General features: G+C 60.4%; 13 protein-coding genes. 11 read left to right on the top strand and 2 right to left on the bottom strand.

What is annotated here, in order from left to right; genetic code table 11:
* The first annotated feature begins 1 nt into the window (after position 1).
* A complete protein-coding gene (locus tag ACQ4WQ_RS01615; protein ID WP_326456433.1) occupies positions 2-1,009 on the top strand; it encodes a response regulator in 1,008 nt (335 codons plus the stop codon).
* A 2-nt stretch (positions 1,010-1,011) separates the two neighbouring features.
* Here ACQ4WQ_RS01615 and ACQ4WQ_RS01610 read toward each other — a convergent pair whose 3' ends face one another.
* Both ACQ4WQ_RS01610 and ACQ4WQ_RS01605 read right to left on the bottom strand, forming a co-directional pair.
* Entirely contained in the window at positions 1,012-3,543 is a 2,532-nt protein-coding gene (locus ACQ4WQ_RS01610) for an ABC transporter permease (RefSeq protein ID WP_436494233.1), read from the bottom strand.
* A gap of 24 nt (positions 3,544-3,567) precedes the next feature.
* Positions 3,568-4,599, bottom strand: a complete 1,032-nt coding sequence (locus ACQ4WQ_RS01605) for an adenosine deaminase (protein ID WP_436494231.1) — start codon at positions 4,597-4,599, stop codon at positions 3,568-3,570.
* 570 nt (positions 4,600-5,169) lie between these two features.
* On the opposite strand from ACQ4WQ_RS01605, the gene ACQ4WQ_RS01600 reads away from it, so the two are divergent.
* The 10 genes from ACQ4WQ_RS01600 to ileS all read left to right on the top strand — a co-directional run bounded on the left by ACQ4WQ_RS01600 (position 5,170) and on the right by ileS (position 18,719).
* Positions 5,170-7,092 (top strand): PrkA family serine protein kinase, encoded by a 1,923-nt coding sequence (locus ACQ4WQ_RS01600; RefSeq protein WP_034754154.1) that lies wholly within the window; start codon positions 5,170-5,172, stop codon positions 7,090-7,092.
* 72 nt (positions 7,093-7,164) lie between these two features.
* Positions 7,165-8,433 carry a YeaH/YhbH family protein gene (locus ACQ4WQ_RS01595; protein WP_436494229.1) on the top strand — a complete coding sequence of 423 codons (1,269 nt, stop codon included), beginning with the start codon at positions 7,165-7,167 and terminating at the stop codon, positions 8,431-8,433.
* Positions 8,433-10,034, top strand: a complete 1,602-nt coding sequence (locus tag ACQ4WQ_RS01590; RefSeq protein ID WP_436495936.1) for a SpoVR family protein — start codon at positions 8,433-8,435, stop codon at positions 10,032-10,034. The genes ACQ4WQ_RS01595 and ACQ4WQ_RS01590 overlap by 1 nt, the downstream gene beginning before the upstream one ends.
* Positions 10,035-10,573: 539 nt before the next feature.
* Positions 10,574-11,230, top strand: coding sequence for an energy transducer TonB (locus ACQ4WQ_RS01585; protein WP_034754161.1), 657 nt, complete (start codon positions 10,574-10,576; stop codon positions 11,228-11,230).
* 86 nt (positions 11,231-11,316) lie between these two features.
* Complete coding sequence (locus ACQ4WQ_RS01580; RefSeq protein ID WP_436494227.1) at positions 11,317-12,237, top strand: MotA/TolQ/ExbB proton channel family protein; 921 nt, start codon at positions 11,317-11,319, stop codon at positions 12,235-12,237.
* 5 nt (positions 12,238-12,242) lie between these two features.
* The gene (locus ACQ4WQ_RS01575; RefSeq protein WP_034754165.1) at positions 12,243-12,671 is read left to right on the top strand and encodes an ExbD/TolR family protein; all 429 of its coding nucleotides are present in this window, start codon (positions 12,243-12,245) and stop codon (positions 12,669-12,671) included.
* A gap of 105 nt (positions 12,672-12,776) precedes the next feature.
* Positions 12,777-13,208 carry an ExbD/TolR family protein gene (locus tag ACQ4WQ_RS01570; RefSeq protein ID WP_176741207.1) on the top strand — a complete coding sequence of 144 codons (432 nt, stop codon included), beginning with the start codon at positions 12,777-12,779 and terminating at the stop codon, positions 13,206-13,208.
* A gap of 75 nt (positions 13,209-13,283) precedes the next feature.
* Positions 13,284-14,495, top strand: a complete 1,212-nt coding sequence (locus tag ACQ4WQ_RS01565) for a tetratricopeptide repeat protein (RefSeq protein ID WP_326456428.1) — start codon at positions 13,284-13,286, stop codon at positions 14,493-14,495.
* A 284-nt stretch (positions 14,496-14,779) separates the two neighbouring features.
* Complete coding sequence (locus ACQ4WQ_RS01560; protein WP_230502563.1) at positions 14,780-15,751, top strand: bifunctional riboflavin kinase/FAD synthetase; 972 nt, start codon at positions 14,780-14,782, stop codon at positions 15,749-15,751.
* Positions 15,752-15,818: 67 nt separating this feature from the next.
* On the top strand, positions 15,819-18,719 hold the full coding sequence (gene ileS / locus ACQ4WQ_RS01555) for an isoleucine--tRNA ligase (RefSeq protein ID WP_436494224.1): 2,901 nt from the start codon (positions 15,819-15,821) through the stop codon (positions 18,717-18,719).
* Positions 18,720-18,850: the final 131 nt, after the last annotated feature.

The following is an 18,850-nucleotide window of genomic DNA, read 5'->3' as shown; positions in this document are numbered from 1 at the left end:
CATGCAACTGCCCGTCTACACCCATCCGACCCTGACCGTATTGATCGACGACAGCGATTCCTTCCTGAAAAGCCTGGCGTTCCAGCTCGATCCCAGCCTGGCGCGCAAGACGTTCCACGACACCAGCAGCGCGCTGCACTGGCTGCGCCACAGCGCGCAACTGGGCGAGACGCCGCTGCACGTCAATTTCGATACGCAAAACCTGCCGCCCGACCAGTACAACGTGGCGCTCGACATCGAACGCATCTGGCGCATCAGCAGCCAGGCGCAGCGCTTTGCCGTGCCCTCCGTGCTGGTGGTCGATTATTCGATGCCGCAGATGAACGGCCTGGAATTTTGCCAGGCCGTGCGCGACTTGCCGTGCAAGAAGATTTTATTTACAGGCGCGGCCGATGAAAAGGTGGCCGTGACGGCCTTCAACCGGGGCTTGATCGACCGCTACATCAAGAAGAGCGACGACGATGCGCTCGACATCCTGGAACAGGAAATCGTCAGCCTGCAACGCGAATTCTTCCTGCAGCAATCGGATACCGTGCGCGACTTGCTGATGCTGCACGACTACAGTTTCCTGCAAGACGAAGCGCTGGCCGCCGTGGTGCAGGAGCTGTGCCAGCGCCACGGCTTCGTCGAGTTCTATATCTTTCCCAATCCCAGCGGCATCCTGTTCTTCACGCGCGATGGCCACGCCAAGCTGATGATCATCGAGACGGAGCGGGGCCTGCACACGCAGTACGAAATGGCGCGCGACAGCGACGCGCCGGAGTCGCTGCTGCTGGCCTTGCTGGAAATGCGCGTGATCCCGTACTTTTCCGATGCCGACAGCGATGGCATGTATGCGGCGCACATCGGCGAAAACTGGTTCCGCTATTGCGCCGCCCCCACCATCTGCCTGGGCCGCGTGACGTATTTCTGGGCCCTGTTCGACGTGCCGGCGCACCAGCTGGGGCAGCCGGTCATGTCCTACGCGCAATTTCTGCGCGCGGGCGCGGGCGACAGCGTCAGCGCTTAGGATCAGCTTTCGCGCAAGGTCTGCAGCGGCGGACGCTTGAGCACATTGCGCAAGCCCAGCCAGCCGCCGGCGATCGCGCACAGGGCGCCGGCCAGCAGACCGAAGGCCCACACGCCCGGTGCGAAGCTCCAGGCGAACTTGAACTGGTACGTGGCCAGGGCCCAGCCCATGGCGGCCGCGCCCGATGCCGCCAGCAGGCCGGCCAGGGCGCCGACGAGGGAAAACTCGATCAGCTGCGCCTGCGCCAGCTGGCGCCGCGTGGCACCCAGCGCGCGCAGCAGGCCAGCTTCGCGCGTGCGCTCATCCTGCGAACCCATCAGGGCCGCATACAGCACCAGCAATCCCGAGGCCAAAGTAAAGGCGAACAGGAATTCGACGGCCGTCACCACCTGGTCCAGCACGCCCTGGATTTGTTTGAGCACGCCGCCCACGTCGACCACCGTCAGGTTCGGATAGTCGCGCAGCAGGGCGTTGCCCAGGTCCGCCTGCGCAGGCGGCAGGTGGAAGGCCGTGATCCACGTCTGCGGCGTGTCCGCCATGGCGGCCGGATTGATGATGACAAAGAAATTGACGCGCATCGAGCCCCATTCCAGCTTGCGCAAACTCGTGATGGCCGCCTCGACGCTCTGGCCGGCGATGTCGAAGCGCAGCTTGTCGCCCAGCTTGAGTTTGAGCGTCCTGGCAATGCCCTCTTCCACCGACGCTTCCGCCGGCGCGCCGGGCTTGTCGCTGAACCACTTGCCGGCCACGAGCTTGTTTTCTTCCTGCATCGTGGCCATCGTCGACAGATTGAATTCGCGGTCGGCCAGGCCCTTGGCGCGGTCGTCCTCGTACGTAGCTTCCGTGATGGCGTTGCCGTTCACGGCCACCAGGCGCCCCCGTATCATCGGATACAGCGGTGCATTGGCCACGCCCGCCTGGGCCAGGCGCGCGGCGATCGGGTCTTTCTGCTCGGGCAAGATATTGATCATGAAGCGGTTCGGCGCATCGGGCGGCGTGGCATTGCGCCAGGCCACCATCAGGTCACCGCGCACCACCGTCAGCAGCAGCAAGGCCATCAGGCCCAGGGCCAGCGACACCACCTGGATGACGGTGGCGCCCGGACGGCGCTGCAAGGACGTGACGGCAAAGCGCCAGCCCTGGTGCCTGAAGGCGCCGCGCAGGCTTTTCAGCGAGCGGATGCCCAGCCAGCCGGCCAGGGCGAACAGGGCGAAGCCGCCCAGAAAACCGGCCGCCGTCAGCAAGGCCAGTTTCACGTCGCCCGCCTGCCACAACAGCAGCACGACGAAGGCGGCGATGCCCAAGCCATACGTGGCCAGGGCCAGCGCCTGCGGCGGTTCCTGTTCGCGGCGGATCACGCGGTTATGGGGGACATTGCGCAACTGCAAAATCGGCGGCAAGGCAAAACCGAGTAACAGCAACATGCCGGTGGCCACGCCCTGCAGCGCGGGCAGCAGGGACACGGGCGGCAAGTCGCTCTGCACCAGCTTGCCCAGCAACTCCAGCAGCACCAGGTGGCCGCCGAAACCCACCATCACGCCGATCACGCTGCCCGCCAGGCCCACCAATAAGAATTCGATCACGTACATGGCCGTCACCTGGTTTTGCGTCAGGCCCAGGCAGCGCAGCATGGCGCAGGCGTCGAGGTGGCGCAGCATGAAGCGGCGCGCCGCCATGGCCACGGCGACGGCTGCCAGCATGGCCGACAGCAGGCCGACGAGCGACAGAAAGCGGTCGGCGCGGTCCAGCGTCGATTGCATTTGCGGGCTGCCCGATTCCAGCGACTCGATGCGCACGCCTTTGATGGACTGCGCCTTGATCTGGCTTTCCAGCCAGGCTTGATATTGCGCAAGTTCGGCTGCCTTGGCGGGCGGCGCCGACAACAGCAGCCGGTACGACACGCGCGAGCCGTTCTGCACCAGCGCCGTGGCGGCCAGGTCGCTCAAGGGCAGCATCACTCTCGGAGCGAAGTTCAAAAAGGAAGCGCCGCGGTCCGGTTCGCTGGCGATCAGTTGCGTGACGGTAAAGGCCTTGTCGCCCAGGGTCAAGGTGTCGCCCAGCTTCGCGTTCAGGCTGGACAGGATCGCCGCATCGACCCACAGGGTGCCGGGCGCCGGCACCTGGCTGGTCGGCTGCCCCACAGCCTCCTGCGCTTCGCTCGGTTTGGTCGTGATTTTCAGCTTGCCCCGCTGCGGATAGCCGGGCGAGACGGCCTTGATGGACGCCAGCTGCGAGATCGATTGCTCGCCCTCGCCCGCCTGCGCCATGCTGGGAAACGTCACCGTGTCGGCCAGGATAAAACCGCGCTTCTGCGCTTCGGCGCGCCAGGCCGCATTGACGGGCTGGTCGGCGTTGATCACGAGGTCGGCCCCCAGCAACTGGTGCGCGTCGCGGTTCAGGCCCGCGCGCAGGCGGTCGACGAAGAAGCCCACGGCCGACAGGGCCGCCACGGCCACGATCAGCGCGACGAGCAGGAAACGCAGTTGCCCGGCGCGCCAGTCGCGGCCGGTCATTTTCAGGGAGAGGCGGAACATGGGCGGCGGGTCTTTCTGCAGATTTTATTGCGCGATGCCGTGGGCGGCCGCGTGCTGGGCGAAATACGCGTCGACGGTAGCGAGGAAGGCGTCTTTCTGTGCCTGCGGCAGGAAGGCGGCGATGAAACCGTTGCGCGCCAGGCGTTGCGCGTGGGACAGGCCCAGCGGCAAGGCATCGAAGATGGCGTCGAAATTGTCGTTCATGTAGCCGCCGAAATACGCGGGATCGTCCGAGTTCACCGTCACCAGCAGGCCCGCGTCGAGCAATTGCACCAGGTTATGGTCATGCATCTGGTCGAACACGCGCAGCTTGGTGTTCGACAGGGGGCAGACGGTGAGCGCGATCTGTTCGCGCGCCAGGCGGGCCGTCAGTTCCGCGTCTTCCAGGCAACGCACGCCATGGTCGATGCGCTCGACTTGTAAATCATCGAGCGCCGTGCGGATGTAGGCTGGCGGGCCTTCTTCGCCCGCGTGGGCCACCAGGTGCAGGCCCAGTTCGCGGCAACGGGCAAACACGCGCGAGAATTTCTCGGGCGGATTGCCCACTTCCGAGGAATCGAGGCCGATGCCGATGAACTTGTCGCGGTGCGGCAGCGCGTCTTCCAGGGTCTCGAACGCCTCTGCCTCGCTCAGGTGGCGCAGGAAGCACAGGATCAGGGACGCGCTGACGGGGCTGTCCTGGCAGGCGCGATGGATGCCGTTGATCACGTCGGCCATCGGCACGCCGCGCGCCGTGTGCGTTTGCGGGTCGAAGAAGATTTCCGTGTGCAAGACGTTATCGGCTTCGGCGCGGCGCAGGTAGGCTTGCGTCATGTCATAGAAATCCTGCTCTTTCAAGAGCACGCTTGCGCCAGCGTAATAAATGTCGAGAAAAGACTGTAAATCCGTAAAAGCATAGGCGCTGCGCAAGTGTTCCACAGATTCATAGCCCAGCGGCACGCCATTGCGCTCGGCCAGTGCGAAAATCAGTTCTGGCTCCAGCGAGCCTTCGATATGGATATGCAGTTCGGCTTTCGGCATGCCGCGGACGATCGCGCGCAATTGGGGATGCATCATGGGTGTTCCTTATAGGGTGACGATAAAAATGCTGGCACGCGCGCGCGGCGCGCTGGGCCATCAGACATGCAGGCATCTTAGCGCAAGATGGCCGGCCTCACCGGCGCCCGGCCGCCGTGGCGCCGGCTGCGGCAGCGTCACGGCACGCACCGGCACGCGCTGGCGAATTGTCGTATGATGATTTAAAAGGGCCAAAAAGGTTCATTGAAATGGATGAAAAATTTGATGGTTTATCCAATTAAATCAACAATTTACAAACAAGTATTAAGGATATTCTGACATATCTTTTGACTTCCTGATCCTTTAGAGCAATAATAAATTTCATGGGGTAATGGTAGGTGCAACAAGCGCTATCAACAGTGAAAAAAAAGCCGGCTGGCCACGTCAGCGCACGGCATCAAGCGCCAGTTTTTTGGTCCGGGCAATCCGGACTCGCAAAGACAGCCGGGCTTGAAACAACAATAAAAATCGGTACGGGGTACAGGAAAAGTTCAGACGGCAAGCCCAGGCGAGTGCCAGGCGGGCGGCCATGGTGACTGGCAGTTCAGGTTTACATTAAAGGACATTGACATGACCATTTTTGATAACTATGCAGCACGCTACGAGCGCACCCGCGAAGAGGAAATGTCGCTCACCGAGTACCTGGCCCTGTGCAAGAAGGACAAGCTGACGTATGCCAGCGCGCCCGAACGCATGCTGGCCGCCATCGGCGAGCCGCAACTGGTCGACACGCGCAACGACACGCGCCTGTCGCGCATCTTCGCCAACAAGGTGATCAAGATCTACCCCGCCTTCCGCGAGTTCTACGGCACCGAGGAAGTCATCGAGCAAGTCGTCTCCTACTTCCGCCACGCCGCGCAAGGCCTGGAAGAACGCAAGCAGATCCTGTATCTGCTGGGGCCCGTCGGCGGCGGCAAGTCGTCCATCGCGGAAAAACTCAAGTCGCTGATGGAACACGTGCCCTTCTATTGCCTGAAAGGCTCGCCCGTCAACGAATCGCCGCTGGGCCTGTTCAACGAGGAAGAGGACGGCACCATCCTGGAAGAGGATTATGGCATCCCGCGCCGCTACCTGCGCAACATCCCCAGCCCGTGGGCCGTGAAGCGCCTGCATGAATACAATGGCGATATCAACCAGTTCCGCGTCGTCAAGCGCTACCCGTCCGTGCTCAAGCAAATTGCCATCTCGAAAACGGAGCCGGGCGACGAGAACAACCAGGATATTTCCTCGCTGGTGGGCAAGGTCGACATCCGCAAGCTGGAAGACTATGCGCAGGACGACCCCGATGCCTACAGCTATTCGGGCGGCCTGTGCCTGGCCAACCAGGGCTTGATGGAATTCGTGGAAATGTTCAAGGCGCCGATCAAGGTGCTGCACCCGCTGCTGACGGCCACGCAGGAAGGCAACTACAAGGGCACGGAAGGCTTCGGCGCGATACCGTTCGACGGCATCATCCTGGCCCACTCGAACGAGTCGGAATGGAAGACGTTCAAAAACAACCGCAACAACGAGGCGTTTCTTGACCGTATCTATATAGTCAAGGTGCCGTATTGCCTGCGCGTGTCCGATGAAATCAAGATCTACGACAAGCTGGTGGCCAATTCCTCGCTGGTCAAGGCCCCGTGTGCGCCCGGCACCCTGCGCATGATGGCGCAGTTCGCCATCCTGTCGCGCCTGAAGGACCCGGAAAACTCCAGCATCTTCTCGAAGATGCTCGTCTACGATGGCGAAAACCTCAAGGATACGGACCCGAAAGCCAAGTCCATGCACGAATACGTCGATTACGCGGGCGTGGACGAGGGCATGAACGGGCTGTCGACGCGCTTTGCCTTCAAGATCCTGTCGAAGGTGTTCAACTTTGACAATTCCGAAGTGGCCGCCAATCCCGTGCACTTATTATATGTACTGGAACAGCAGGTCGAGCGCGAGCAGTTCGCGCCGGAACTCGAGCAGCGCTACTTCTCCTATATTAAGGAGCACCTGGCGCAGCGCTACGTGGAATTCATCGGCAAGGAAATCCAGACGGCGTACCTGGAAAGCTATTCGGAATACGGACAGAACATCTTCGACCGCTACGTGACGTTCGCCGATTTCTGGATACAGGACCAGGAATACCGCGATCCGGACACGGGCGAAAGTTTTGACCGCGAATCGCTGAACAATGAGCTGGAAAAGATCGAGAAGCCGGCGGGCATTTCCAATCCGAAGGATTTCCGCAACGAAATCGTCAACTTCGGCTTGCGTGCGCGGGCCTCGAACGGCGGCAAGAATCCCGCCTGGACCAGTTATGAAAAGTTCCGCACCGTGATCGAAAAGAAAATGTTCTCGAATACGGAGGAATTGCTGCCCGTGATTTCCTTCAATGCCAAGGCCAGTGCCGACGATGCCAACAAGCACGCCGACTTCGTGGCCCGCATGGTGGAAAAAGGCTATACGGCCAAGCAGGTACGCCTGTTATGCGAATGGTACTTGCGCGTGCGCAAGTCATCCTAGCGCGGACAGCGGAGGCGCGCTCCCGCCCGGCGACTGGCGGGGCGCGCAAGACGAGAGGCAAGGAGGCACCCTTTGACATACCTCATCGACAGGCGCTTGCAAAGCAAGAATAAATCCGCCGTCAACCGCGAGCGTTTCCTGCGGCGTTACAAGGGCCAGATCAAGGATGCCGTGGGGCGCGCCATCAAGGGGCGCTCGATCACGGACGTCGAGAATGGCGAGAAGGTCAGCATCCCCGTCAAGGACGTGGGCGAACCGTCGTTCGGCCACGCGCATGGCGGCGTGTGGGAAGTGGTCAATCCCGGCAACAAGGAATACCTGAAAGGCGACCAGATCGCCCGGCCGAAAGGCGGCGCCGGCAGCGGAAGGGGCAAGGCGGGCAACAGCGACGAGACGACGGAAGACGATTTCATCTTCGAATTGTCGCGCGAAGAATTCATGAATTATTTCTTCGAGGACCTGGAATTGCCGCACATGGTGAAAACCCAGCTGACGGCCACCACGGAATTCAAGAACCAGCGCGCCGGCTACAATATGTCGGGCACGCCATCGAACATCCACGTGCTGCGTTCCCTGCGCGGCGCGCTGGGGCGGCGCATCGCCGTCGGCGGCGGCGCCCGCAAGAAGCTGGCGCAGGCCGAGGAAGACCTGGCCGTCTTGCTGCACGAAGGGGCGCCCGACAGCGACCCTCTGGTCACGGAGCTGCGCCGCCTGATCCACCACCTGCACACGCGCCTGCTGGCGATTCCCTTCATCGACCCGTTCGACTTGCGCTACAGCAACCGCATCAAGGTGCCCAAACCGATGACGCAAGCCGTCATGTTCTGCATCATGGACGTCTCCGGCTCCATGGACGAATCGCGCAAGGACACGGCCAAGCGCTTCTTCATCCTGTTATATCTGTTTCTCAAGCGCGTCTACGACAAGATCGAGGTGGTCTTCATCCGCCATCATACGGCGGCGGCGGAGGTGGACGAGCATGAATTCTTCAATTCACGCGAATCCGGCGGCACCGTCGTATCGTCCGCCCTGCACTTGCTCAACACCATCATCGACGAACGCTATGGCGCCGGGCAATGGAACAGCTACGTGGCGCAGGCATCCGACGGCGACAACTGGGACAACGATTCCGTGCAATGCCGCCAGTTGCTGATCAACACCATCATGCCCAAGGTGCAGTACTACACCTATGTCGAGATCACCGACGGCCCGCAGCAAAACCTGTGGGAGCAATATGCGGGCGTGCTCGACCATCACGCCCATTTCGCCATGCAAAAGATCGTCACGCCGGCCGATATCTACCCGGTCTTCCGCGAACTGTTCAAGAAACAGGTGAAATGATGAGTGCAGCCTTTGACCGCGCCAGCAATACTCTGGGCGAACCGTTCGTGCGCCTGCGCCACCCGAACGCCCTGCCCGAGCAGTCGGAATGGACGTTCGAGCTGATCGAACAAATCCACGAAGAAATCCGCCGCGTGGCGAAGCAGTTTGGCCTCGATACCTATCCGAACCAGCTGGAAATCATTACGGCCGAACAGATGATGGATGCCTACACCTCGGTCGGCATGCCCGTCTCGTACAACCATTGGTCGTTCGGCAAGCATTTTTTATCTACCGAGAAAAGCTACAAGCGGGGCCAGATGGGCCTGGCCTACGAGATCGTCATCAACTCGAACCCGTGCATCGCCTATTTAATGGAGGAAAACAGCCTGACCATGCAGTCGCTGGTGATCGCGCATGCGGCCTACGGCCACAATTCCTTCTTCAAGGGCAATTACCTGTTCCGCGCCTGGACGGATGCGGATGCCATCATCGACTATATGGTGTTTGCCAAGAATTACATCGCCGAATGCGAACAGCGCCATGGCGTCGACGCCGTGGAATTGCTGCTCGACTCGTGCCACGCCATCCAGAACTATGGCGTGGACCGCTACAAGCGCCCGGCGAAATTGTCGATGGCGAAGGAGTATGCGCGCCAGAAAGAGCGCGAAGCCTATGTGCAGTCGCAGATCAACCAGCTGTGGCGCACCCTGCCCCGGCGCGACGAGGACGACGACGAGGACGACCAGCGCAAGGCCGCGCCCCGCTTTCCGCCCGAACCCGAGGAAAACCTGCTGTACTTTATAGAGAAGTACGCGCCGCTGCTGGAACCGTGGCAGCGCGAGATGGTGCGCATCGTGCGCAAGATTTCCCAGTATTTCTATCCGCAGCGGCAAACCCAGGTCATGAACGAAGGCTGGGCCACCTTCTGGCACTACACGATCTTGAACCAGCTCTATGACGAAGGCGTGGTGGGCGACGGCTTCATGATGGAATTTTTGAAAAGCCATACCAACGTGGTCTATCAGCCGCCCATCGACAGCCCGTATTACAGCGGCATCAACCCGTATGCGCTGGGTTTTGCCATGATGAGCGACATCCGCCGCATCTGCGAGCATCCGACGGACGAAGACCGCGCCTGGTTCCCGGACATGGCTGGCAGCGACTGGCGCAAGAGCCTGGACTTTGCCATGCGCAATTTCAAGGATGAAAGCTTCATCGCCCAGTACCTGTCGCCGCGGCTGATCCGCGAATTCCACTTCTTTGCCGTGCTCGACGACGACAAGAATGAAAAGCTGGCCATTTCCGCCATCCACGACGATGCCGGCTACCGCTATGTGCGCCAGCAGCTGGCCGAGCAGTACAACCTGGGCAACCGCGAGCCGAACATCCAGGTCTGGTCCGTCAATACGCGCGACGACCGCGCATTGACCCTGCGCCACACGCAATTCCAGCGCCGCCCGCTGAACCAGCAGGCGGCCGAGGTGCTCAAGCACGTGGCACGGCTGTGGGGCTTCGATGTGCACCTCGATACGGTCGACCCGCAGGGCGTCGTCCTGGGCACCTTGAATTGCCGTCGGGAAAAACGCAACCGGCGCGACGACCCCGTTGTCCGGCCATGAAATGATTTGTTGATAATAATCAATAGCAAGAATATAAGCGCTTCCTATGCCTATATAGGAATTCAGTATGGCCTGGCGACCTCAAATGGGCCGCCAGGACCGCCTTTTTTGACCTGGATAAAGTGCGTTCCGCACCCGTTTGGTGCGCGCGGGCCGCTAAGTGGTCTGGTTCCGAGTCAAAACATTTCCAAAAAGAAAGATTTTCCTCCAAATTTAGCGGTTTCCATATTGAATATCACGAAATATAATTCCGCCATATGGGCACATCGGAGAACTTAGCAGTGGTAGCCCAAAACGGCTGTAAAAAACCGATAAGACCGCCTTTTTTTCTGTCCGAAAGCGTGCAAAGATGACATAAGCAAGTACGTTTTCAGGGCGCAAAAGCGCCAAAAATTTAACCGGTTTTAGGCGTTAAAAATCTGTGTAAAATAAAGAATTCGTATGTATAATTCGGCGACGTCCCGGATACGGCTGGAGCTTTGTGTCGTCATTTTGGGGTTCAGTTGCAAGACAAGAGATGGTATTTGGAGAAAGCAGGCATGAATTTTTCGAACGAGAAAAGTCCCAAGAACTACACAGGCATCACTATCGTTGTCCTGCTGCACGTTCTCGCGGCTTACGGGATCGTGACGGGCTTGGGCAAGCGGTTGGTCACCAAAATGATGGAACCGGTTGAAACCAAGATTATCGAGGAAGTCAAACCGCCTCCACCGAAGGATCTTCCACCGCCACCACCGCCGCCAGAAATGAAAGCGCCACCGCCGCCATTCATTCCGCCAGTCGAGGTGAACGTGCAGCAGCCGCCGCCACAGCAAAACGTGATTGCAAATACGACTGCTGTGAAGCCAGCCACGAATGTATTGGCACCGCCAGCACCGCCTGCACAGCCTGCGCCAACTCCTGGACCAGCCAAATCGGTGCGTACGCCGGCCGTGGTTGACTTCAGTGTCTGCGAAAAGCCGGCTTATCCAAAGTCGTCGCAGCGCAATGAGGAAACCGGTGTGGTGACACTGTCGTTCCTGATCGGTGTAGACGGCAAGGTCGCTGATTCGAAGATCGTGAAGTCCAGCGGCTTCAGAGACCTGGACAAAGCTGCGGTGCAAGGTATCAGCCGCTGTACATTTAAGCCGGCAACAGTTGACGGCAAGCCGGAACAAGGCTGGCAGCAAATGCAATACGTTTGGTCGCTGGATTAAAACCCGAGACAGTTACCCCCTGTCTCACACCATGATTTCGTTGTCATTACGTTCAGCGATCTGTTATTTTTAATTTTGGAGGAAGCATGTTTAAGAATACCCGTTTGTCCGCATTTTTTGCCGCGGTTCTGTTGTCCGTTACCGCTACTACCGCTCTGGTAGCAGCTCCGGCATTCGCTGACGCGCCAGCATCGGCTGCCGCTTCGGCTCCTGCGGCAGACGCTGCACCAGCACCAGCTGCCGCAGATGCCGCCGCTCCAGCAGCAGCTCCAGCCGCTGACGCAGCCGCTCCAGCCAAAACCGAAGAAGTCCACAACCCGTTCGGCCTGCAAGCAGTGTGGGACGGCGGCTTCGTGCCACGCGCCACCCTGATCATCCTGGCCATCATGTCGATCGGCAGCTGGTACATCATCATCACCAAGCTGATGGATCAAATGAAGATCTTCAAGCAAGCTAAAGAAACCGCTGCCAAATTCTGGAAAGCGCCTTCGATCGCTGCTGGTTCGGCAACGCTGACCGAAGGCTCGCCATTCCGCTTCATCGCTGAATCGGGCACCAAGGCAACGGCTCACCATGACGGCGCCCTGCTGGAACAAATCGACCTGTCGACCTGGGTGACGATGTCGATCCAGCGCGCTTCGGACAAAGTCCAATCGCGTCTGCAAGATGGCCTGTCGTTCCTGGCAACCGTTGGTTCGACCGCACCGTTTATCGGTCTGTTCGGTACCGTTTGGGGTATTTATGGCGCGCTGACCAACATCGGCATGACCGGTAACGCTTCGATCGATAAAGTTGCAGGTCCAGTTGGTGAAGCACTGATCATGACCGCTTTCGGTCTGCTGGTCGCCGTTCCTGCCGTTCTGGGTTACAACTGGCTGGTACGTCGTAACAAAACCGCAATGGAAGACGTACGCTCGTTCAGCGCCGACGTTCACTCGGTACTGATCTCCGGCGCAATGTCGACCAGCGAAGCTGGCCGTGCTGCCGGCGCTAAAAAGATCGGATAAGAATCATGTCGATGTCCGTCGGCTCCGACAGCGGAGATGAAGATCAAGTAATGTCAGAAATCAACACGACGCCGCTCGTCGACATCATGTTGGTTTTGCTGATCATTTTCTTGATCACCAGTCCGGTTGTCCTCAAATTGCAGAAAATCGATCTGCCGATCGAGGCCAACCAAGCCCTTCAAAGCAAGCCAGAAAACGTCAACATCGTTGTCAACAAGGATGGCGAGATTTATCTGGGCCAGAAGAAACTGAAAGATACGAGCGAACTGTTCGATTATCTGAAAGTTGAAGCAGTGAAAGTACCGCAGCCGGAAGTACACGTTCGTGGCGACCAAGAAACACGCTACGAATCGATCGGCCGGGTTATTTACACGACCCAACGTGCCGGGATCCAGAAGGTCGGCTTCATCACCGAACCACCTGACAAGGGCTGATAGCAACTGGCAGCGGCGCCCCGGCAACAAGGGCTCGCCACTGCCGGAAGCTGACCGGGCGGCAGTTTCGCCCGGTGCTTCGTTGGACTTCTTAAAGGAAACACTATGAGTATGAATGTCGGTTCGGGAAGCGCTCCAGGCGCGGATCCGGAACCAATGATGGAACTGAACATGACGCCCCTCATCGACGTGATGCTGGTGCTGATTATCATGTTGATCATCACGATTCCTAAGCAAAACCACTCGGTGAACTTGAACATGCCGGTCGGCACCCCGCCGCCACCGACAACCGAACCAGTGGTCGTCACGATCGATGTCGATTTTGACGGTACGATCTTGTGGGACAATCAGGTCGTTCCTGACCGCGCTTCGCTGGAAGCCAAGCTGAGCAACGTTGCTGCGCAAGCAGACCAGCCGGAAGTGCATCTGCGTCCGAACAAGCTGGTGGAATACAAAGTCGTCGCCGGTGTGATGGCGTCGGCGCAGCGTCTGGGCGTGACCAAAATCGGTCTGGTCGGCAACGAGCAATTCCAGTAAGCTGCAATCAGGTTCTCTTTACATCCGAATAGGCAGGACTTCCTGCCTATTCGCTTTTTACTGAAAGACTTTCTTATGTCCAAGTTTCGTCTCGCTCATCTCGGCCTCGTCATGGCCGCTATCGGTTTTACCGCAGCAACTCCCGTAATCGGCCTGGGCTCGCTGGCATACGCCGCGGACACCGTGCGTGCCGAAGTGGGCAAGCCACTGCAAGAAGCGCAAAAACTCGCTAGCAGCGGCAAAAACAAGGAAGCGCTGGCCAAGCTGCGCGAAGCTGACAGCGTCGGCGGCAAGACCGCCTTTGAAAGCTACCAGATCGAGCGCGTGCGCGCCTCGGCCGCTGCCGCCGCCGGCGACAACGGCACCGCCATCAAGGCTTTCGAAGCCGTCATCAATTCCGGCCGCCTGAGCGCCGCCGAAGCCCCCAAATTCACCCAGGCGCTGGCAGGCATGTACTACCGCGCCAAGGATTGGCCGAACACCATCACCTGGATCAAACGTTCGCTGAAAGACCGCGAAGATCCACAGATGCGCGAACTGCTGATCCAGACCTACTACGTCAGCGGCAACTACGCCGAAGCGGCGAAAGAACTGCAAGCGCGCGGCGGCAACTCGGAGTCGAGCCTGCAAATGCTGGCCAACATCCAGTTGAAGCAGAACGACAAGGCCGGCTATGTGGCCACCCTGGAAAAACTGGCCGGCAGCTATCCGAAGACCAGCTACTGGGCTGACCTGCTGAACCGCGTCTCGGGCAAACCTGGCTTCTCGCAACGCCTGGGCCTGGACGTCCAGCGCCTGCGCCTGGCCAACGGCCTGTTCACCAAGCCGTCCGAATACATGGAAATCAGCCAGCTGGCCTTGCAAGCAGGCAATCCTGGCGAAGCGCTGAGCATCATCGAGCAGGGCTACAAAAAAGGCGTGCTGGGCACCGGCGCCGATGCCGCCCGTCACCAGCGCCTGAAAGACCTGGCCCTGAAGACCCAGGCTGACCTGAAGGCCAACGCCGCCAAGTCGGAAGCGGAATACGTCAAGAACAAGGACGCCGACAGCTTGAGCAAGCTGGGCTTCGCCCTGGTCTACGATGGCCAGGCAGAAAAAGGCCTGGGCTTGATGAATGACGCCGTGAAGATGGGCACCGCCAAGTATCCGGAAGAAGCCAAGCTGCACCTGGGCATCGCCTACATCCACGCCGGCAAGAAAGCCAACGCATCGACGGCACTCAAAGCCGTCAAGGGCACGGATGGCGCTGCCGACCTGGCACGTTACTGGGCATTGATGAATAAGTAATTGACATCGAAGCCAAGCTACTGCGCGTCGCGCTTTGCGGCCTGTGATGCTCACCGTACCAGCGTACGGTTGCGCTTCTCGGCCACAAATCACTGCCGCTCGCTACGCCTGGCTTCGACGTTGAGAGTGTAGTGTATCCATATTAAAGCGTTGCCGGCACACCCGCCGGCAACGCTTTTTATCATTTCAGCAGGGAAATTACCCCTGCGGCCGCCCTGCCGGGTGTGCATCCCTGAAACAGTCCGTATAATCCCCCTTTTGGCACAGTTTTTCATCAGATTCCTATGAAGGTATTCCGCGGACTTCCCAATGCCCAGGCACGAGCGCCTTGCGCTCTGACCATCGGCAATTTTGACGGTGTCCACATCGGCCATCAGGCCTTGCTGGCGCGCGTGCGCGAAGCTGCCACCGAACTCGGCATCGAAGCGGCCGTGATGACGTTCGAACCGCACCCGCGCGAGTTCTTCGCGCAGCGCGCGGGCGACCTGTCGAAGGCGCCGCAGCGCATCGCCAACCTGCGCGACAAGCTGCAGTCGCTGGACGACGCCGGCATCGACCGGGTCGTCGTCGAGCATTTCAGCGCCCAGTTCGCCGCCTTGACGCCGCAGGAATTCACGGAAAAAGTCCTCGTCGACGGCTTGCACGTGAAATGGCTGATGGTCGGCGACGACTTCTGCTATGGCGCCCGGCGCGCCGGCGACGTGGCCATGCTGCAGGAAGCGGGCCGCCAATATGGTTTCCATGTAGAAACTTTACCGACAGTCATGAATGGCAGCACGCGCATTTCCTCGTCCGCCGTGCGCCTGGCGCTGGCCGCCGGCGATTTCCCGCTGGCCACGCAGCTGCTGGGGCATCCGTACGCCATTTCCGGCCACGTCATCCATGGCCAGAAACTGGGCCGCACCCTCGGTTTCCCCACCCTGAACCTGCGCGTGGCGCACCGCCCCGCCCTGTCCGGCATCTTCATCGTGCAAGTGCACGGCCTGGGACCAGTACCGCTGCCGGCCGTGGCCAGCCTGGGCGTGCGTCCCACCGTCGACGACAGCGGCCGCGTCTTGCTGGAAGTGCATCTGTTCGATTTCGCCCAGTCCTGCTACGGCAAGCTGGTACGCGTGGAATTCCTGGAAAAGCTGCGCGACGAAGAAAAGTATGACGACTTGCCCACCCTGACGGCCGCCATAGAGCGCGACTCGAACCAGGCGCGTGCCTATTTTGAGCAGCGCAGCGGCGCCATTACCGCCACCGACCGAATTTGACGCCGGCCAACTCCGCCGCCTGGCGGCGCCTGCCGCCGCAAACCATTCAATATCATTAAAGAAGACTATGTCCGATCAAAACAAGCCAGCCACGCCCAAGCAAAACAAGAAGCCTGAAAGCAAATACCCGGTCAACATGACGGAAACCCCGTTCCCGATGCGCGGCGACATGGCCAAGCGCGAGCCGCAATGGGTGCAGCAATGGCAAGACAAGAAGATTTACGAGCGCGTGCGCAAAGCTGCCGCCGGCCGTCCGAAATTCATCCTGCATGACGGCCCGCCGTATGCGAATGGCGACATCCACCTGGGCCACGCCGTCAACAAGATCCTGAAGGACATGGTCGTCAAGTCGCGCTCGCTGGCCGGCTTCGACGCGCCATATGTGCCGGGCTGGGATTGCCACGGCATGCCGATCGAAATCCAGATCGAAAAACTGCACGGCAAGAACCTGCCGACGGCCGAAGTGCTGGAAAAGGCCCGCGCCTACGCCAACGTGCAGGTCGAGCGCCAAAAGAAGGATTTTATTCGCCTGGGCGTGCTGGGCGAGTGGGACAACCCCTACCTGACCATGGCGCACGGCAATGAAGCCGACGAGCTGCGCGCGCTGGGCAAGCTGCTGGAAAAAGGCTATGTCTACCGCGGCCTGAAACCGGTCAACTGGTGTTTCGACTGCCAGTCGGCGCTGGCCGAGGCGGAAGTGGAATACGCGGAAAAACGCGATCCCGCCATCGACGTCGGGTTCAAGTTCGCCGAGCCAGAAAAACTGGCGGCCGCCTTTGGCTTGCCGTCCCTGCCGACCGATAACGGTTTCATCGTCATCTGGACCACCACGCCGTGGACCATCCCGTCGAACCAGGCGCTCAACGTGCACCCGGAAGTCAAATATGCGCTGGTGAAGGCCGAGCGCGATGGCCAGCCATTGCTGCTGATCCTGGCGCAAGACCTGGTCGTGGCCAGCCTGGCCCGCTTCAAGCTCGATGGCACGACGATCGCCACCTGCGACGGCGCGGCCCTGGCCGGCATCAGCTTCCGCCATCCGCTGCATGCAAGCGACGCGTTCTACGACCGTTTGTCGCCCTTGTACCTGGCCGAATACGTGACCACGGAAAGCGGCACGGGCGTGGTGCACTCGGCGCCAGCCTACGGCCTGGACGACTTCATTTCGTGCAAGGCGCACGGCATGAAGGACGACGACATCATCAAGCCCGTCATGGGCGATGGCAAATTCGCCTCGACCCTGCCCATGTTCGGCGGCATGACCATCTGGGAAGCATCGAAGCCGATCTGCAACGCCTTGCGCGAAGCGGGCGCGCTGTTCGAAGTCAAGATGTTCGACCACAGCTACATGCACTGCTGGCGCCACAAGACGCCGATCATCTACCGCGCCACGTCGCAGTGGTTCGCCGGCATGGACGTGACGCCGAAAGACGGCGGCGCAACCTTGCGCGAGACGGCCTTGCAAGGCATCGCCGACACCGAGTTCTTCCCGGACTGGGGCCAGGCGCGCCTGCACGGCATGATCGCCAACCGTCCCGACTGGACCCTGTCGCGCCAGCGCCAGTGGGGCGTGCCGATGGCCTTCATCGTGCACAAGGAAACGGGCGACCTGCATCCGCGCACGCCGGAACTGCTGGAGCAGGTGGCCAAGCTGATCGAAAAAGGCGGCATCGAGGCATGGCAGGCGCTGGACCTGAAAGACCTGATCGGCGACGAAGCGGCCATCTACGCCAAGAACAAGGACACCCTGGACGTGTGGTTCGATTCCGGCGCCACGCACCAGACGGTGCTGGGCGGCCCGCAGGCCCACGGTTCGCACTCGACGCAGCTGCAGTTCCCGGCCGACCTGTATCTGGAAGGCTCTGACCAGCATCGCGGCTGGTTCCACTCGTCGCTGCTCGTGTCGTCGATGCTGAACGGCCGTCCGCCATACAAGGCCCTGCTGACGCACGGCTTCACGGTCGACGGCGAAGGCAAGAAGATGTCCAAGTCGCTGGGCAACACGCTGGCGCCGCAAAAGATCTCGGACACCCTGGGCGCGGACATCCTGCGCCTGTGGATCGCCTCGACCGACTACACGGGCGAGCTGTCGATCTCCGACGAGATCCTCAAACGCGTGACGGAATCGTACCGCCGCATCCGTAACACCCTGCGCTTCCTGCTGGCGAACACGTCGGACTTCAATCCGGCCACGGATGCCGTGCCGGTGGCGGAGATGTTCGAAATCGACCGCTATGCGCTGGCCAACATGGCATTGCTGCAGCAGCAGATCGAGAACAACTACGCGCGCTACGAATTCCACCCCGTCGTGTCGAAGCTGCAGACCTACTGCTCGGAAGACCTGGGCGGCTTCTACCTGGACATCCTGAAGGATCGTCTGTACACCTCGGGCTTGACGTCGCACGCGCGCCGCTCGGCACAGACGGCCCTGTGGCACATCACGCAAAGCCTGCTGCGCCTGATGGCCCCGGCCCTGTCATTCACGGCCGAAGAAGCATGGGCCATCTTCGCAGGAAGCGAAGCGTATGCCGCCAGCGATGAAACCATCTTCACGCAAACCTGGTGGCAGCTGCCGGAAGTCGCGGACGCGGCCGACCTGCTGGAGAAATACACGGCCCTGCGCGCGGTGCGCACGGACGTCACGAAGCAGCTGGAAGACTTGCGCACCTCGGGCGCCATCGGTTCCTCGCTGCAGGCGGAACTGACGATCAAGGCCGCGCCGATGAAGTACAAGCTGTTGACCACCTTGGGCGACGACTTGAAGTTCGTCTTCATCACCTCGCAGGCCAGCGTGGCTGAAGTCGCCGACGAAGCGGCCGAGGAAGTGGTCGTGGCCGCGTCGACGGCGCCGAAGTGCGAGCGCTGCTGGCACTACCGCGCGGACGTGGGCACGGACGCCGCACATGCTACCCTGTGCGGCCGCTGCGTCAGCAACCTGTTTGGAAAGGGCGAATCTCGCCGTTTCGCATAGACAACGTCGTCAAAATCTACTGCGCGTCGCGATTTGCGGCCTGCGATGCTCGCTGTACTAAAGTACAGCTGCGCGTCTCGGGCCAACGGGGGCGCCGAGCCTCGCTGCCGCTCGCTACGATTTTGCCCGCC

This window comes from Janthinobacterium goodfellowi (assembly GCF_051380695.1).
GTDB lineage: Bacteria > Pseudomonadota > Gammaproteobacteria > Burkholderiales > Burkholderiaceae_D > Janthinobacterium.
The sequence above is the reverse complement of the archived record's forward strand: the minus strand, read 5'-3'. Positions and strand labels throughout refer to the sequence as shown.

What these genes read in the sequence shown, in the direction of transcription:
- ACQ4WQ_RS01565 (WP_326456428.1), top strand. Translation starts at nt 13,284, where the DNA reads ATGTCCAAGTTTCGTCTCGCTCATCTCGGCCTCGTCATGGCCGCTATC.
- ACQ4WQ_RS01590 (WP_436495936.1), top strand. Translation starts at nt 8,433, where the DNA reads ATGAGTGCAGCCTTTGACCGCGCCAGCAATACTCTGGGCGAACCGTTC.
- ACQ4WQ_RS01575 (WP_034754165.1), top strand. Translation starts at nt 12,243, where the DNA reads ATGTCGATGTCCGTCGGCTCCGACAGCGGAGATGAAGATCAAGTAATG.
- ACQ4WQ_RS01560 (WP_230502563.1), top strand. Translation starts at nt 14,780, where the DNA reads ATGAAGGTATTCCGCGGACTTCCCAATGCCCAGGCACGAGCGCCTTGC.
- ACQ4WQ_RS01585 (WP_034754161.1), top strand. Translation starts at nt 10,574, where the DNA reads ATGAATTTTTCGAACGAGAAAAGTCCCAAGAACTACACAGGCATCACT.
- ACQ4WQ_RS01600 (WP_034754154.1), top strand. Translation starts at nt 5,170, where the DNA reads ATGACCATTTTTGATAACTATGCAGCACGCTACGAGCGCACCCGCGAA.
- ACQ4WQ_RS01580 (WP_436494227.1), top strand. Translation starts at nt 11,317, where the DNA reads ATGTTTAAGAATACCCGTTTGTCCGCATTTTTTGCCGCGGTTCTGTTG.
- ACQ4WQ_RS01570 (WP_176741207.1), top strand. Translation starts at nt 12,777, where the DNA reads ATGAGTATGAATGTCGGTTCGGGAAGCGCTCCAGGCGCGGATCCGGAA.
- ACQ4WQ_RS01615 (WP_326456433.1), top strand. Translation starts at nt 2, where the DNA reads ATGCAACTGCCCGTCTACACCCATCCGACCCTGACCGTATTGATCGAC.
- ACQ4WQ_RS01605 (WP_436494231.1), bottom strand. Translation starts at nt 4,599, where the DNA reads ATGATGCATCCCCAATTGCGCGCGATCGTCCGCGGCATGCCGAAAGCC.
- ileS (WP_436494224.1), top strand. Translation starts at nt 15,819, where the DNA reads ATGTCCGATCAAAACAAGCCAGCCACGCCCAAGCAAAACAAGAAGCCT.
- ACQ4WQ_RS01610 (WP_436494233.1), bottom strand. Translation starts at nt 3,543, where the DNA reads ATGTTCCGCCTCTCCCTGAAAATGACCGGCCGCGACTGGCGCGCCGGG.